The 16,827-nt window shown below is 38.4% G+C and carries 12 protein-coding genes; 1 reads left to right on the forward strand and 11 read right to left on the reverse strand.

Annotated elements, in window-relative coordinates:
- The first annotated feature begins 241 nt into the window (after positions 1-241).
- Complete coding sequence (locus J3U42_RS10980; RefSeq protein ID WP_267336466.1) at positions 242-400, forward strand: hypothetical protein; 159 nt, start codon at positions 242-244, stop codon at positions 398-400.
- A 762-nt stretch (positions 401-1,162) separates the two neighbouring features.
- On the opposite strand, the gene J3U42_RS10985 is transcribed toward J3U42_RS10980, so the two are convergent.
- From J3U42_RS10985 to J3U42_RS11035, 11 genes are all read right to left on the reverse strand, one after another.
- Positions 1,163-1,957 (reverse strand): ABC transporter ATP-binding protein, encoded by a 795-nt coding sequence (locus J3U42_RS10985; RefSeq protein ID WP_267336467.1) that lies wholly within the window; start codon positions 1,955-1,957, stop codon positions 1,163-1,165.
- Between the two features lies 1 nt (position 1,958).
- Entirely contained in the window at positions 1,959-2,903 is a 945-nt protein-coding gene (locus J3U42_RS10990) for an ABC transporter permease (protein ID WP_220218292.1), read from the reverse strand.
- Positions 2,904-2,962: 59 nt separating this feature from the next.
- The gene (locus J3U42_RS10995; RefSeq protein ID WP_220218291.1) at positions 2,963-3,940 is read right to left on the reverse strand and encodes an ABC transporter substrate-binding protein; all 978 of its coding nucleotides are present in this window, start codon (positions 3,938-3,940) and stop codon (positions 2,963-2,965) included.
- Between the two features lie 325 nt (positions 3,941-4,265).
- Positions 4,266-5,228, reverse strand: a complete 963-nt coding sequence (locus tag J3U42_RS11000; protein ID WP_267336468.1) for an ABC transporter substrate-binding protein — start codon at positions 5,226-5,228, stop codon at positions 4,266-4,268.
- Between the two features lie 225 nt (positions 5,229-5,453).
- A complete protein-coding gene (gene fdhE / locus J3U42_RS11005; protein WP_267336469.1) occupies positions 5,454-6,362 on the reverse strand; it encodes a formate dehydrogenase accessory protein FdhE in 909 nt (302 codons plus the stop codon).
- 86 nt (positions 6,363-6,448) lie between these two features.
- The gene (locus J3U42_RS11010) at positions 6,449-7,150 is read right to left on the reverse strand and encodes a formate dehydrogenase subunit gamma (RefSeq protein WP_220218288.1); all 702 of its coding nucleotides are present in this window, start codon (positions 7,148-7,150) and stop codon (positions 6,449-6,451) included.
- Entirely contained in the window at positions 7,143-8,117 is a 975-nt protein-coding gene (fdxH, locus tag J3U42_RS11015) for a formate dehydrogenase subunit beta (protein WP_220218287.1), read from the reverse strand. The genes J3U42_RS11010 and fdxH overlap by 8 nt, the downstream gene beginning before the upstream one ends.
- Positions 8,118-8,133: 16 nt before the next feature.
- A complete protein-coding gene (fdnG, locus tag J3U42_RS11020; RefSeq protein ID WP_267336470.1) occupies positions 8,134-11,202 on the reverse strand; it encodes a formate dehydrogenase-N subunit alpha in 3,069 nt (1,022 codons plus the stop codon).
- 324 nt (positions 11,203-11,526) lie between these two features.
- Positions 11,527-13,953, reverse strand: coding sequence for a glycerol-3-phosphate 1-O-acyltransferase PlsB (plsB, locus tag J3U42_RS11025; protein ID WP_220218285.1), 2,427 nt, complete (start codon positions 13,951-13,953; stop codon positions 11,527-11,529).
- A 233-nt stretch (positions 13,954-14,186) separates the two neighbouring features.
- Positions 14,187-16,229 carry an FAD-dependent oxidoreductase gene (locus J3U42_RS11030; protein WP_267336471.1) on the reverse strand — a complete coding sequence of 681 codons (2,043 nt, stop codon included), beginning with the start codon at positions 16,227-16,229 and terminating at the stop codon, positions 14,187-14,189.
- Between the two features lie 196 nt (positions 16,230-16,425).
- Entirely contained in the window at positions 16,426-16,716 is a 291-nt protein-coding gene (locus tag J3U42_RS11035) for a putative quinol monooxygenase (protein ID WP_267336472.1), read from the reverse strand.
- Between the last annotated feature and the right edge of the window lie 111 nt (positions 16,717-16,827).

Consider the following 16,827-nt stretch of genomic DNA (forward strand, 5'->3'; position numbering starts at 1 on the left):
CCGTAGTGCCGATGGTAGTGTGGGTATTACCCATGTGAGAGTAGGGTGCCGCCAGACTTTTAAATTAGAGCGAAAGCCCAGCAGAAATGCTGGGCTTTTTTGCTATTTGTTGTTGCCAATCTAGATATGAATAGATTATTAATTTGATTACTTAAAAACATCGGATAATCAATTAGTCATCACTATTTTCCCAAATTATCGTTCACATTAACTTGTGGTTTCCCGCATAATTAACATTTAATTGGATATTTCCCAATTACTCAATTACTCAATTACTCAATTACTCAATTACTCAATTACTCAATTACTCAATTACTCAATTACTCAATTACTCAATTATTCAATTAACCAATTAATCAATTACCTAATTATCCAATTACCTAATTATCCAATTACCTAATTATCCAATTACCTAATTATCCAATTACCTAATTACCTAATTACCTAATTACCTAATTACCTAATTAACCAATACCCAATTATCCTATTTCTATCTTTTTATATCTCAAATATAGTTCATTTAAATTAAGACAAATCTATGTCATGCTTATGATAACTACCAATAAGACGAATGGCTGTAAAAGTAAACTACTAACTATTCATTGTTGGTGTTTAAGATCTTGTCAGTATATAGTATTAGATCTGTCATTAAATAAACTCACATTCAAAAGTGTATTTATTTTGGTTAGCTTAAGTGATTACAGGCACAAAGAGAAAGGCATATTATTGGAACAATAAGGCATGAGATTTAAATGTTGATAAATATGTCTTAGAGGCAATCTATCAACCTACTTTGATGAGAGTTTATAAGGATTTGGTTTTGATAACGGTGATTGTATAAGATCATCATTGAAAAACCGTCAGCTAGAGAAAAATTTGAAAGAATAGAGAGAATATATTTATTTTGGTTAACTAAAGTGATTACAGGCACAAAGAGAAAGGCATATTATTGGAACAATAAGGCATGAGCTTTAAATGTTGATAAATATGTTTTAGAGGGTATCTACCTACTTACTTTCATGAGAGTTTATAAGAATTTGGTTTTGATAATGGCGAGCGTATAAGATCATCATTGAAAATACGTCAGTTAGATAAAAAATTTAAAGGAATAGAGAGTAGCAAGCAATATTTCCGGTAGAAATATTGCTTATTATATGAAGGATTAACCTAATAGTAAGGCATCGTCGGTAACTTTCTCACCACGGGTTTTTTCAAACATTTCAAGCAAGTCTGTGACCGTTAATTTACTTCTTTTTTCTCCTGATACATCAAGTACAACCTGTCCTTGATGAAGCATTACTGTTCTGTTTCCATATTCTAAAGCTTGTTTCATTGAATGGGTAACCATCATTGTGGTTAATTGATTTTGACCAACAATTTCATTAGTCAGTTCTAAAACAAACTGTGCCGTTTTAGGATCAAGGGCGGCAGTATGTTCATCAAGTAACAGTAATTTTGAAGGTTGTAAAGTCGACATTAGCAAGCTGACCGCTTGTCTTTGACCGCCAGAAAGCAAACCCATCATATCGGACAGGCGATTTTCAAGTCCTAAGTTCAAAGTAGCTAGCTTGTCTTTAAAAATTGCACGAAGTTTACCATTTAATGCCGGGATTAATCTAAATCTATGACCACGGTTATAAGCAATGGCTAGATTTTCTTCTATAGTTAAGTTCTCACAAGTACCGACCATAGGATCTTGAAAAACTCGGGCAACCATACCCGCTCTTTTCCAAGCTGGGCAACGGGTGACATCCTGATCATTGATAATAATATGTCCTGAATCAGCAAATAAATCACCACTTATAACATTAAGTAACGAGCTTTTACCTGCACCATTACTACCAATAATAGTAACAAATTCACCTTTGCGGACGTTAAGATTTAATCCTCGTAAAACATGATTTTCAATCGGTGTTCCTTGATTAAAAGTTAATTGTATATCGCTAACCTTAATCATGTTAACTTCCTCTTTTCTTTGAACGTTTCTGCAACTGCTTAGGTAACACCAGCGCAAGGACAACTAAAATTGCTGTAATAAGATTTAAATCTTCCGTTCCAACGCCAATATCTTGTAAGAATTGATTGCTAAGGGCAAAGGCAATAAATAAACGATATAAAATAGAGCCAAAAATAACCGCTAACATCACTGCCCATATACGTTTAGTAGGAAAGATACTTTCACCAATAATAATCGAAGCAAGACCTATCACAATTGTTCCAACACCTATAGTAATATCGGCACCACCTTGAGTTTGAACAAATAAAGAGCCGCCTAATGCGATTAGACCATTGGATATTGCCATGCCAAGAATAGTGATACTGCCGGTTGGAATTCCTTGCGATTTTGCCATTCGTGGATTTGTACCGGTCGCCCTTAATGCTAAACCTTTTTGGGTATTTAAAAATAGATTCAGTAATACCCAAAATACCACAACAAAAGCAAGTACCATTAAAGGTTGTACGATGTATTGATTACTATAATCTTCCGCAATAAATGGCGAGAATATTGTTTTAGCATCCAGTAACGAAAGATTTGGTGAGCCTGCTAATCTAGGTGTTTCACCCATAACATATGGACCAATACCTAAGATCCGCAGATTGATCGAATAAAGCCCAATCATCACTATAATACTTGAAAGTAATTGTAAAATATTGAGTTTAACGTACAGTAAACCTGTCATCGCACCCGCTAAACAGCCAGCAAGCATACCAAGCAAGGTTGCAATCCATGGATCGATACCAACATAGATACATAATCCACAAACTGCGCCCCCTAACGGAAAGCTTGCATCAGCCGTTAAATCGGGAAAATCAAGTAAACGGAAGGAAATAAATACACCTAAACTCACAAGGGCATAAATAAGTCCAATTCCAATTGAGCCTAATAAAAATTCAAAAGACATGAAAAGATCCATTAAAAGTAACCGCCAAAATTGGCGGTTTAGTTAATAAGAATAAACAGTTATTTTTCAATAATATTTTCTGCTGATTTTAACACCTCTTCTGACAATGTGATTCCTTGTCGTTCAGCAGCTTTTTTATTAATTGTTAATTGTGTGATATTTCCCACTTGCGGCGGAATATCACCGGGTTTTTCACCATTTAGTATTCGAATAACAATTTTACCAGCTTGACGGCCAAGATCATAATAGCTCATACCTAAAGCGGCAATAGCACCACGCTCTGCTGATTCAGGGTTTGAGGCAATAAGAGGGATTTTGCTTTCGTTAGCAACCTTAGCCAAAGCTTCATAGGCAGAAACCACATTGTTATCGGTGGTAGTATAGATCAAATCGACTTTACCTTTCAAACTTCTGGCTGCAGTAGAAATATCTGAAGTGCGTTGTGCCGGGGCGGCTATGATTTTCATTCCACGTTTTTCTAACGCTATTTGAAGCTCTTTTAAAATGATTGTCGAATTCACTTCGCTAGGGCTATAGACATAGCCAATATTTTTCGCATCGGGTTTAATTTTCAACATCAGATCAATTTGTGAATCGAGTGAAAGCGCATCAGATACGCCCGTTACATTTGTTTTTGATGCTTCCCAACTGGTTGTTAATTTAGCGGCAACTGGATCGGTAACGGCGGTAAACACAATTGGGATAAGTTTTGTTGTGGCAACTAACGCTTGCGAACTTGGTGTTGCGATGCCAACAATCACATCCGGTTTACTTGCCGCAAACTGCTTGGCAATTTGAGCAGCATTAGCACTACTACCTTGTGCACTTAAAAACTGCAATTTAAGATTTTTACCCGCAATATAACCGTTGTCTTTTAACTCATCTTCAACACCTTTTCGCACATTATCTAATGCCGGGTGTTCAACAATAGCGGTGATAGCTACATTTTTTTGCTCATCATTTGTTTCTGCGGAAGATGAGAAAGCCATAATGGATAAGCTTAATAACATACAAAATTTTATAATCGTATTACGCATAAGGTGCTCCTGTAAGAATTTTTTTACAATTAAGCGATTAATAGATTTACTATAAAGCAAAAACAGATAATTTTCTAGAAAAAAAGAACAGTAATGGTGTAAATAATTTATTACACACTATGAGTGGGGGATAGCAAAAACGCAATCTATTATTGGTAGATTAAATAACACCAATTTAAGCGCATCATCAACTTTATGGGATAAGTTAAGAGTAGTGAAGTGAATCAGGGGGTGACTATAAGTTATACTTTGCTCAGTTTCGTGAGCAAAGTATAAAAGATATTGATAAGATAATGTTGGCGCCTGGTTATCGCTTAGTTATCAATTAGTTATCGCCAATGACTTTATAAGCCGACTCGATAATTTGGGGAGAAAGCGTGATCCCTTGTTTTTTCGCCGCTTGGGTATTTATAACAAGGCGTAATGCTTCACCTATTTCTGGTTTGATATCGCCAGCTTTTTCGCCTTTCAAAATCCGCACAACAAGTTTCCCGGATTGACGCCCAACATCATAATAACTCATGCCGTATGCCGCAACGGCACCACGCTCAATCGCATCGGGGAAAGATGCTAACAATGGAATTTTATTTTCATTAGCGAATTTTACTAAAGAATCATAAGCAGAAACCACATTATTATCAGTGGTCGTATAGATAAGATCAACTTTACCTTTTAGGGTATTTGCAGCAGTTGAAATATCGGCTGTTCGTTGTGCTGGCACGGCGACTAAAACGATATTGTGTTTAGTTAACTCAGCTTGTAAATTTTTTAATACGACAGTGGAGTTAATTTCGTTTGGGCTATAAATATACCCAACTGATTTAACGTTAGGGACAATTTTTTTCATGAAATCGACCTGTGGCACAATTTCTTGATAATCCGACACGCCCGTAATATTGGTGCCACTTGGTTGCCAATCTTTTATTAATTTTGCCGCTATCGGGTCGGTGATCCCGGCAAAAACAACCGGAATTTGTTTCGTTGCCGCCGCAGTAGCTTGAGCACTTGGCGTTGCGATTGCGACAATTACATCGGGTTTAGCTGCAACAAATTGTCTGGCTATTTGGGCTGCGGTAGCGCTACTTCCTTGCGCACTTTTATATTGCACTTTTAGATCTTGGTCTAATTTAAAGCCACTTTCTACTAATTCGTCTTTAACGCCATCACGAATCTGATCTAACGAAGGGTGTTCAACAATCGCCGTTATAGCGACATTTTTAACCGTATTGGCCGAACTGAAAAATGGCGCAATGATTAACATAACAAACAATAAAAAATAACGTTTCATAGATTACACTCATAAACTAGTACAGTGGTTCTAATTCTAGTCTTATTATTTGCAAATGTTAAGTTGTATTTTATTTTTATTTACTTTGTACTTAATTAAGATAACTGGGTCTTCTCACGATTATTTGTCGATCAGCTATCATCGGATGTTGAATAACCAAATACAATTGGCAAACATCTAATCGCTGACTAATGTTTAATAGCAATAATATAAAGCAATCAACGATTAGTTACCAAAAATAAACGGATTGATGCCACTTTTAGCAAATCCTTCTTCTTCGGTTTTTATATCTAAAATTAATGAAGCGATATCATCAGCAATAACTTCTAAATGTGGGTCTTTATCTTGATCAAAGATTTTCAGATAGCTTTGACAAGTATGACAACATTCCGTTTTAATTGCGGCTAATGTATTATCCAGTGAAAAATATTCTATATGTTGTAAATCATCACAACTGGTACATTTTACTCGCGGTACATACCACTCACTTTCACACAAACTACAATGTAAGTAACGTAAACCATTATTACCGCCAATTTGAATGACACTTGCCACCGGCATACTATTACAAACAGGACATAACCAACTGTTATCGGTATTTTCCGCAACCGCTTTACCTTTAATTTGGCTAGCTAACTGGCAATAGTAAAGCGAAAGCGCCGACCAAATAAATATTGATTCATTTCCCTCTACCTTATTGAGCTTACCATTGAGTAAATAAAACGCTTTTTGCTGTAGTTGCTCAGCACTATTTTTAAGCAGTGACTCAATGACCAATGTAATTTGCGGGGTTGTGTCGGAAATGGCTTGTAACAATTGATTTAAATATTTTTGCCACACATCGCTTAATGGTAAATTTTTTAAACTTAATGGTGGATTATCGTTATTTAACGGGATTGATTGGTGAAGCTCAACTGGTTGTTGTTTTACTAAATTAGCTTGTTGCTGGGCTATTTGAAGACAGAAATTTAAATAATCACTAAATGGGCTTTTTCGGGCTAATGCTTGTAAACGTTCTATTCGATGAGTATAAAGCGTTTTTGCAGAAGGATAAAAAACTAACGGGATTTGTTTAATAACTGAATTGAAATTGTGTTGTTCGAGTTGTGCTTGTGGGACAATTTTTATACTCATTATTGCTTACCTGTAATTATTATATTAACCATGATTTATTGTCAATTAAGAAACTTCCGCCGACAGGCATCAGCGGATGGTTTTAATTATATTTCAGCCGGTTTTTGATCACTTTGCGTTGCCTGCTCAGTTTTGCTGTTTGAATTTTCTTTCAGTTCTTGTTGATAAAGCTGTTGCATTTCCTCCTCATACCATGCTGAGTGATTTTTACGTGCCCATGCTCTTGATACATAACCTGTAATCATCCCTTTGATCGAGCCTTTAACCCAAATAGCCATATAAGCGTGACCGATAGCAAGTAGAATTAAAGCGATTGCGGCAAGTGAATGGAAAAATATCGCAATACGGACAATATAAACCGGGAAATAATCTGAAACGTATCTACGCCACATGATCATACCGGTAATAAACAAGACCGAAATTAAGCCCATAATGCACCAGAATAAAAACTTTTGCCCGATATTGTATTTGCCTATCGGAATGCCTTCTTCTTTACCCATAATGACGCTTTTGAAGTTTTTAATCCAAATAATATCGTTTTTATTGGGGATGTTATGATGAGCCAGTTTTAAAAACATAAACATCAACAGTACAAAAACAACACAACCAATAATTGGATGTAATGCCCTAACTAATTGTGGTGTTCCGAGCACTAAGCTAAATAGTTTAATCGACGGAAAAAACAAAGATAAACCTGAAAGCGCAGTTAAAATAAACAAGCACACCATACACCAGTGGCAAAAGCGAACAATAAGCGGTGTTCTTAATATCATTCCTTTTTTATTCATGGTGATTCTCCTGTTGTGATGAATCGATACTATTTTTTCGACCAAAAATAGGTAGGCCTAAACGTTTTCTTGCTTGTTGATCGGCTTGTTTTTCGTGTTCAATATCATCTTCATCTACTTCTATTGCACCGACACCCATATAATGGAATAGTAATCCACCAAATGTAGCAACAAAGGCCGCAGCCGAAATCGGCTTCCAGACACCTTTCCAAAATTTAACAACGTCACTGATATGCGGATCTTTGGGTAAACCGTGATAAAGTTCTGGCTGATCAGCATGATGTAACACATACATAACATGCGTACCACCCACACCTTGAGGATCATAAAGCCCGGCATGCTCAAACCCACGTTTTTTCAGATCTTCAATACGATGCTCAGCATGGCGAATCATATCTTGCTTAGTACCAAAATGAATGGCGCCGGTTGGGCAGGTTTTGACGCAAGCTGGCTCTTGACCCACTGAAACCCGATCTACGCATAACGTACATTTATAGGAGTGATTATCTTCTTTACTGACTCTTGGAATGTTAAATGGACAACCGGCCATACAGTAGCCACAGCCAATACAGTGCTCTGACTGAAAATCAACGATACCGTTGGCATATTGTATAATTGCCCCTTCTGAAGGACAGGCTTTTAAACAGCCCGGATCGGAACAGTGCATACAACCATCTTTGCGTATTAACCATTCGAATTTACCATTTACTTCCACTTCCGAATAGCGCATAACCGTCCACGCTTTCGGTGCTAAATCAGCGGGATTATCATAAACACCAACGGTATGACCAACTTCAGCGCGCAAATCATTCCATTCGCTACACGCAACTTGGCAGGCTTTACAGCCGATGCAAGTTGTGACATCGATTAATTTGGCTACCTCTTGCTGGTAGTCCCGAGCTCGTGGCGCCGGTGTTAAAGCATTGGTTGCTGAGCGGCGAATAATATCTTGAGTTTGTAATGACATAACTAAATCTTCCTCCCTATGCCGCTGGGGTAACTTTTTCGATATTGACTAAAAACGATTTATACTCCGGTGTTTGTGAATTAGCATCGCCTAAGTGCGGTGTTAACTCATTGACCAAAAATCCTTTTTTCGTCTGGCCGGTAAATCCCCATACAATAGGAATGCCAATAGTTTCGATCTCTTTACCGTCAACTGTTAAAGTTGGCAGGCGTTTAGTGACAACTGCTTTAGCCTTGATGTAGCCTCGATATGAAGAGACTTTAACCATATCGCCCAGTTTTATGCCTTTTTTACTTGCTAAATTCTCGCTAAGTTCAATAAATTGCTCTGGTTGCGTAATGGAGGCTAGCCTTGCATGTTGAGTCCAAAAATGGAAGTGTTCAGTAATACTGTAAGTGGTGCCGACATAAGGGAAATCATTGGCGCTACCTAAGCGAGCTAAATCTTCTTTAAATACTCTCGCAACCGGACTACTGACTTGTTTTGGATGCATAGGGTTATTTGAAATTGGTGTTTCAAACGGTTCATAATGCTCCGGGAAAGGTCCGTCAACTAACCGATTTAAGCAAAATAATCCGCCTAAACCGTCGTTATTCATAATAAATGCGCCAGCGCCTGAACTCGGTGGTAATGTAGCGGTAAAATCGGCGACATCATTACCCACCCAACTTGAGCCATTCCATTTAACTAATACCCGTTTAGGATCCCATGGATTACCATTCTCATCAGCAGAAGCACGGTTATACAGTACTCGGCGATTCATTGGCCAAGCCCACGCCCAGCCGGAATGCACACCTTTACCGGACGGATCGCTAGGATCTCGCCGCGCCATTTGGTTGCCTTGTTCAGTCCATGAGCCACAGAAAATCCAAATACCTGAAGAGGTGGTACCGTCGGCTTTTAATTGAGCAAATCCGCTCAATAATTGTCCTTTTTTCAGCACCACATTGCCATTAGCATCGGTGAGATCGGCTAGTGCTCGACCATTACACTCTTTGGCTAACTCTTCGGCTGCTGGTCCTTCTGGATCTTGATAATCCCAGGTTAGATTATCGATAGCTTCATGATAAGCACCACCTTCAAGGGCATATAGCTCTTTAATTCTTAAATAGATACGAGCAATGATTTCCGGATCGTAAAGTGATTCATATGGTGGTCTTGCCGCCGCCCAGTGCCATTGTAACAAGCGTGAAGAGTTTACGATTGTGCCGTTCTCTTCAGCAAAACAGTTTGAAGGTAACCTAAAGACTTCAGTTTGGATTTTGCTAGAATCAACATCGTTAGACTCACCATGATTTTTCCAAAATTCGGCTGTTTCGGTTGGTAGCGGGTCTATGCTTACTAAAAATTTTAAATTAGATAACCCTTCACGAATGCTGTTTTTATCCGGTAAAGCCGCAAGTGGATTAAAACCTTGGCAGATAAAACCATTAGCTTGACCGTCACGCATCATCTTACTAAATCGCAACATGTCGTAAGTTTGATCCCACTTAGGTAGCCAATCAAATCCCCAATTATTCTCTTTTGTGGCTTTATCGCCATACATGGATTTCATAAAGCTGATAAAGAATTTAGGATAATTCCCCCAAAAATTGACCTCGTTGGGACCAAGCGGTTTTGGGGTTTTTTCATCTAAATACTGCTCAAGTGAAATTTGCGATTCTTTTGGTAAATCAAGATAAGCTGGCAGGCGATTGGATAGCAAGCCCACATCGGTTAAACCTTGAATGTTAGAGTGTCCACGCAAGGCATTAATGCCTCCGCCCATAACGCCAATATTACCTAAAATCAGTTGAATCATTGCCGCTGTGCGGATAATTTGGGTGCCATAAGTGTGTTGTGTCCAACCTAACGCATATAAAAATGTCGCAGCTCTATCATTGGTTTTGGTGCTAGCTAAAGAACGACAAACGTGTAAAAAATTGTCAATCGGGCTACCGGTTATTTGATTAACCATTTCCGGCGTATAGCGGCTGACATGTTTTTTAAGCAGATTCCAAACACAACGTGGATGGCTAAGGGTTTTATCTCTTAAGGCGTAGCCATTGTCATCTTTTTGGTAAGCCCAACTGGTCTGATCATACTGACGATTAGCCGCATCATAACCACTAAATAGTCCGGAAGCTTCATCAAAATTAAAATCATCCCGAACCAGTAAGCTGGCATTACTATGGGTGACTAAATATTCAAAATTAACTTCGTTATGCGTGATCAGATAATTAATCACCCCAAGTAAAAAAGCAATATCAGAGCCGGAGCGAATGGGGACATAATGGTCAGCTACCGAAGCTGTTCGATGAAACCGTGGATCAATAGCAATCAGTTCGGCGCCATTTGAAATTTTTGCTTCAATAGCCCATTTAAAGCCAACCGGGTGCGCTTCAGCCGCATTACCGCCCATAACAATAACCACATTGGCATTTTTAATATCATTCCAATTGTTGGTCATGGCGCCACGACCATAGGTTGCCGCTAAGCTTGATACCGAAGGACCATGGCAGACCCTAGCTTGCGTTTCAAGGCTTAACATACCCAGTGAACGGGCAATTTTAAACGCTAACCAACCAGTTTCATTACTGGCTGCTGAGGTTACCGCCCAACCGGTTGTTGTCCAGCGATTAACGGTGGTACCTTGTTTATTTTTCTCGATAAAATTTTTGTCACGGTCAGCTTTCATTAAGCGAGCGATACGGTCTATTGCGTCATCCCAACTAATGCGTTGCCACTTATCAGAGCCTGGCGCTCGATATTCCGGATATTTAACCCGTTGCTCGCTTTTAATATAATCAAGCACACCAGCACCTTTCGGACAAAGAGAACCTCGACTCACCGGATGATCAGGATCGCCTTCAATATGAAAAATCGAAGACTCGGCATTTTTAGCACCATCCCCACGACTATAGAGCAACATGCCACATCCTACCGAACAATAGGTGCAGTTATTGCGTGTTTCTTTTGATTTTAATAGTTTATATTGGCGAGTTTGTGCAAGCGCTACATTGGGCGCAAATCCCAACGTAGCAACCGTTGTTCCTGCCATGCCACCAGCACAGATCTTAAAGAACTGTCTACGGTTAAATAGCATATGAACTCCTTAAAAAGCTGACATTACATTATTAAATTTATTATGTTGGAAGCAGTAAAAAACATCCCTATTAATTGTAATGATAATATTTAATTGACCGGAAATAAAGGGAAAAACAAGTACAAAAATGTAAAGTTTTGACATATGTCAAATAAATGGGGCTGAATTAATAAAAAAAATAGAAATCTGTTGAATAATCTCGATTATTCATGCAAAAAATTAAGATTTAAGCTGTGTTTTAGTGTAAAAAAATGAAGTATTGTATTATTGTCTTGCTCATGGGAAGTTCATGAGCAAGATTATCCAAAATAGGCGTTAATTTATCTACTTATCAAGTGGATTAATTTCATCAATCGTTTGCATCACTCGGGCGGTGATAAGGGGTTTAAGAATGTTATTCATAGCCTCAATTTTCGGCAAGTTAGCATCGCCTTTATCATCTAAATAACCCTGTTCTCGCATTGAACTGACCAATGCTGAAAAAACGCCTTTATCGAAAAATTCAGGTGCATTAATACCATGTAAAACTGATAATCTTTCAGCAATAAGGCGTGCTTCTTTCTCTAGCGTGCCTCGGCTAATGCTTGGATCTTTTTGCAATAACGAAAAAGCAATAACGTAACGCTGTAATGTATCTTTAGAAGATGAAGAGAGTAATTGCAATCCCGACATTTTTAAATAATTCAATGTTAATTTATCCGGAGAATAACTGATCAAATTCAACTCAGCATAAGCGTCAATGATCTGATGAACATATTGAGTTAATTGCTCATCGTTATGATAAAGAAACAGTTCCGATTTAATTAACGGGAACAGCAATTTCACTTGCTCAACAACCTCTTGTGATGAGATTCGATTATGCTTTAACAAAATTCTGGCAACAATGGCTGGAATAATTAACAAATGTTGAATATTGTTGCGGTAATACGTCATTAAAATGGCTTGTTCGGCTGTAAGCCCAACAATTTCACCCGCTTCATCGGTTGTGATGACAAATTTACCCATTTGTTTAGCATGCTCGAATAACTCTTCGGGCGTCTGATCGGGAATGGTTATCAAATCCGAATAAGGAATGCTTTTAAATAGTTTAATCAAATAACTGATATGCTCAAGCAATCTCACTTTAGTTAGCGCTCGTTGATCGGCTGCTAATAAGATCGAGCAACATAAGTTCATCGCATTAATTGCCGCTGATGAGTTAATGCGCTCCATAATCTCTTTAGCCAACAAATTGGTTGTCGGTGTCAGCCAGTTCGGGCGCACTGTGCCGGTTGGTTCGATAGCATCTCGCCATTGCGGAACTTGTTGCGTTAAAAATTGGTTTAAAGGTATAGGGTGGCCAAAATTGACATAACCATAACCCAATTTTTTCAGTTTTAAAAAGGCTTTAATGGTGCGCCATAAACTCTCTTTCTTTTTTTGAGCGCCACGCAGTTCATTGGCATAAGTGGCAACTTCTAAAACATGCTCGTAGCCGATATAGACCGGAACAATAGTGATCGGCCTTGCATCGCCACGCAAAAGTGTTTGAACGGTCATCATTAACATACCGGTTTTCGGATCGAGCAATCGACCGGTACGTGAACGGCCTCCCTCGATAAAGTATTCAACCGCATAACCACGGATAAATAGTTCAGCAAGATATTCCCGAAAAACAGAAGTATAAAGTTTATTGCCTCGAAACGAACGTCGGATAAAAAATGCCCCCAATCGTCTAAAAATCGGACCTGCAGGCCAGAAATTGAGATTAATACCAGCGGCAATATGTGGTGGCACTAATCCTTGACGATACAGAACATAGGATAATAACAGGTAATCCATATGACTTCGATGACAAGGTGCGTAGACAATTTCATGACCATTTTGAGCCAGTTCTCGCACTGGGTCAGCATTGGTAACTTTTAAGCCTTGATAGAGCCTATTCCATGCCCAAGTCAGTACAAAATCGGTGATACGCAGCATTCGGTAAGAAAAGTTAGCGGCAATCTCATTTAACATCGCTAACGCATTTCTTTGCGCTTTCTCTTGACTGATATTTTTACTTTTCGCCTCTTCTTCGATCGCTTCAGCTAATCCCGGTTTTTTAAGTAAACCGTTGAGCATCTCTTGTCTGACCGGCAATTTAGGTCCGACCGAAGCCATTCTCTGTTTAGCAAAGTGAATGCGGGCAACACGAGCCAATTTATGAGCTAATACCGAAATATCTTGCTGCTTATCATTCTGTAAAGCTTTAAACGATACTGTACGGGAAAAACGGGTATAGCAGTCTCGACCTGATACAATGATTTTATATAATTTATAAGTTGCACCAAGCACTTGCAACGTAGGTTTCTTTTTACCTTCTTTATCCGGGCTACGTCCAAACATAACCGAAACCGGTAACATTTGGATATCCAGATCTTCATTTTGCTGATGCGCCGAAATATAGTCTTTTAAAATATCGATAGACATATTTTGCAGCTGATTAGAAGCAAAAAAGCCAGGACCTTTATCAATATAGATAAAAGCCGGCACAATTTTGCCATTAATATCGATGCCTTTTAATGGATCAGGTAAATCATAACGTAAACACAGCGAACGAACGACCATTAAATCGATCTGAGAGTTATAAGGTAGTACATATAAGATAGGTCTATTGGTATCCAAATCTAATTCAGTAATTGGATCGGTCGGAATCGGTTTGCTTTTGACAAAAAGCTTAACCGGGATCTGAATTAGTGACAAATAGATTTTAGTCCACCAAGGAAACATAAAGATAAACCTCTTAATTTACTGCTAATGATATACTTAAATAACTTAAGGTTAATTCGCCAACCCGATATGAAATGAGCGTTTAAGCCATAAAAAATTATTAGCTCTCATTATTTTCAATCAGAGAGCCTAATTAAGTATATACTTGTTAAAGTTCAACCGTAAGCAAATTTGCACAATCTTTCAGCTATGTGCGTTCAATTGCTTGAAAATTCGGTTATCATAACAGCGTATTATAAAGGTTTATTGATATCAACTCCACGTACTTTGTTGGCTTTAATTCTTTCTAAGCGTTGAATTAAGGTGATCACATCTCGTCCTTCACGCATTCCGTCAATAAGTTTGCGCGCCTGCTTATTATCACCAATTTTATGAAAAATATAGTTATGTGCTTTGGCGTGCTCAATAAATGCAGCGCTATAAGTATTTTCACTTTGCATACCCAGACAAAAAAAACCGTAATCGAAAGGTAGTTTAAATTGGTTGCCGTCTTTATCGCTTACCAAAAAGTAATCGTCGGCGACTTCTAATAAAGTCGTTGATAAATGAACATTTACTCCATTGTGATTAAGCATTGTCATCATGGAAATTCGACCAATATAATCTAAATCTTCTGCCATAGCAGATTTCATTTCGACAATCGAAACATCTTTAGCCTTGTTTTCTGAGAAATATTCCACCACATCCAAACCGACGGCGCCACCACCAATCACCACCACTTTTTTATTAGGAATATCGGTAAATTGTGAAAAATCTTGCATAATATCGAAGATCGAAAACACCTTACGATTATTCGATTGCAGTTGAGCTTGCAAGCCTTTAATTGGTGGCAAAAGGGGCTTTGAACCGGTAGCACTCACCACTAAGTCTGGCTTAAGACTTTCGATAACTTCTGGTGTTGCTGTCGTATTTAGCTTAATGGTCAGATTTTTTAATTTTTTTGCCCGATTAATTAAAAATTTAGGTAAATCGGCAATGCGTGCTTTATAAGGAAAGCGTGAAATCATCATTGAAAGTCCACCTAAAAAAGGTTTTTCCTCAAATAAAGTGACTTTACAGCCAACTTCAGCTGCGCTGCATGCTGCTTCAAGACCTGCCGTTCCGCCGCCAATAACCACAACATTAATTGGTGTTGAAATTTGATAACGTTTGTAGTCTTCGTAGCTAATAATATCGGGATTAACCGTGCAGCGAATCGGTTTAGAACGAGCGATACGATGATCGGCACAACCAATATTGCACGAGATACATTTTCTTAACGTATCAAGTTCGTTATTTTGCACTTTTTCAACCCAATAAGGCTCTGCAATCAACCCACGACCCAACACCACAAAATCAGCGGTGCCTTCTTCAATGGTTTTAGCAATAATTGCCGGATCGCGAAAATTACCCGATGCAATTGTTGGCTTATTAAATTTATCACGCACGGCTTTAGCCATATAAGCACGCCAGCCGTCCGGTAAGTTCATCTGATCGATTTGAAATTGAATCGTATCATTTTGTGCCGCTGACACATCAAACACATCCACCCCGTCAGCAAGGTATTGAAGAATTTCTAACGTATCATCTAAACTATTACCGCCGTCGACAAAATCAACTGCACTAATGCGTAATAAAATTGGGAAATGTGGTCCAACTTTTGTGCGCATCTCATCAATAACCATTCGAATAAGGCGAGAGCGATTTTCTGCGCTGCCACCAAATTCATCGGTACGCCGATTATAGATTGGTGATAAAAATTGACTCAGCAAATAAGAGTGCCCACCATGAATTTCAACGGCATCAAAGCCTGCCCGCTGAGCACGTTGAGCGGCAAGCCCGTATTGTTTAACGATTTCATTAAGCTCTTCAACCGTTGCCGGTCTTGGCACATTACCGCCGGTTTTAGACGGGATATTCGACGATGAAATCGGTTGTAAACCATTTAAACGACCGGGGTAGGCTGATGCGCCGGCATGATTAATTTGCACGGCAACCGATGCACCATGTTTATGCATCCGCTCGGTAAATTTAAACAGACCGGGGATATACTGATCATTATCGATTCTCAGTTGGGTTGTGCCATTGGTACCATAGGGAAAATCAACACAGACATTTTCAAGGATAATAAGCCCAGTCCCGCCTTTTGCTCGTTGTTCGTAGTACTGAATATGGTCTTCAACCATTTCCCCGTTAAGGGTGGCGAAGTTGGTGCCAATAGGCGGCATAACAATCCGGTTACGAATAGTTGTTCTGTTAATCACGAACGGTTCAAATATAGCTGAAAGATTAGGCATATTTGGCTCCTTTTTATTAAATAATTTTCTTAATATCCGTTAAATATTTTTGGGTTTTAAAAAATTATTGATGAAAAATTTTATATATATATTTTATTAATTTTATTAAATCGATTCATTTTATCTATAAATCACTTAAAACGATAATGGCTCGCATCTGTTGCTCGATGCGAGCCATGTGAAATAACTAACTTAGTTAATTAAATTTTTTTGTTATATAACACTCTCTACCGACTAACTTGTCATTGAGAAACGTTTTAAATGCTAAAAAATGCGCTGTGTTTTGATGATGCTCTAACGCTTGCCTGTTAGCCCATGTTTCAGTAAAGATAAACGTATTAGAATCGCTCAAATCAATGCCCAGATCATAGGCAACACAACCTGATTCTTTTCTGCTAAGCGCAATTATTTGCTCGGCCGCTTGGCGGTATGCTTCAACAAAAGCCGGTTTAACGTGATGTATTGCGATGATTGACAATTCACTCATCGAAGCTCCCTATATTCTTTCGTTTGTTATCATTGATTATGAGTTAACTTTTAATATTCACGACCGCTAATATAAGCTATCTTGACAATAGCTATTTGCCGTTGCGGTTTA

This window comes from Gilliamella sp. B2923, assembly GCF_026536565.1.
In the GTDB taxonomy this organism is placed as follows: Bacteria; Pseudomonadota; Gammaproteobacteria; order Enterobacterales; family Orbaceae; genus Gilliamella.

Coding starts and splice junctions, on each gene's coding strand:
- J3U42_RS10985 (WP_267336467.1), bottom strand. CDS start 1,957: ATGATTAAGGTTAGCGATATACAATTAACTTTTAATCAAGGAACACCG.
- J3U42_RS10990 (WP_220218292.1), bottom strand. CDS start 2,903: ATGTCTTTTGAATTTTTATTAGGCTCAATTGGAATTGGACTTATTTAT.
- J3U42_RS10995 (WP_220218291.1), bottom strand. CDS start 3,940: ATGCGTAATACGATTATAAAATTTTGTATGTTATTAAGCTTATCCATT.
- J3U42_RS11000 (WP_267336468.1), bottom strand. CDS start 5,228: ATGAAACGTTATTTTTTATTGTTTGTTATGTTAATCATTGCGCCATTT.
- fdhE (WP_267336469.1), bottom strand. CDS start 6,362: ATGAGTATAAAAATTGTCCCACAAGCACAACTCGAACAACACAATTTC.
- J3U42_RS11010 (WP_220218288.1), bottom strand. CDS start 7,150: ATGAATAAAAAAGGAATGATATTAAGAACACCGCTTATTGTTCGCTTT.
- fdxH (WP_220218287.1), bottom strand. CDS start 8,117: ATGTCATTACAAACTCAAGATATTATTCGCCGCTCAGCAACCAATGCT.
- fdnG (WP_267336470.1), bottom strand. CDS start 11,202: ATGCTATTTAACCGTAGACAGTTCTTTAAGATCTGTGCTGGTGGCATG.
- plsB (WP_220218285.1), bottom strand. CDS start 13,953: ATGTTTCCTTGGTGGACTAAAATCTATTTGTCACTAATTCAGATCCCG.
- J3U42_RS11030 (WP_267336471.1), bottom strand. CDS start 16,229: ATGCCTAATCTTTCAGCTATATTTGAACCGTTCGTGATTAACAGAACA.
- J3U42_RS11035 (WP_267336472.1), bottom strand. CDS start 16,716: ATGAGTGAATTGTCAATCATCGCAATACATCACGTTAAACCGGCTTTT.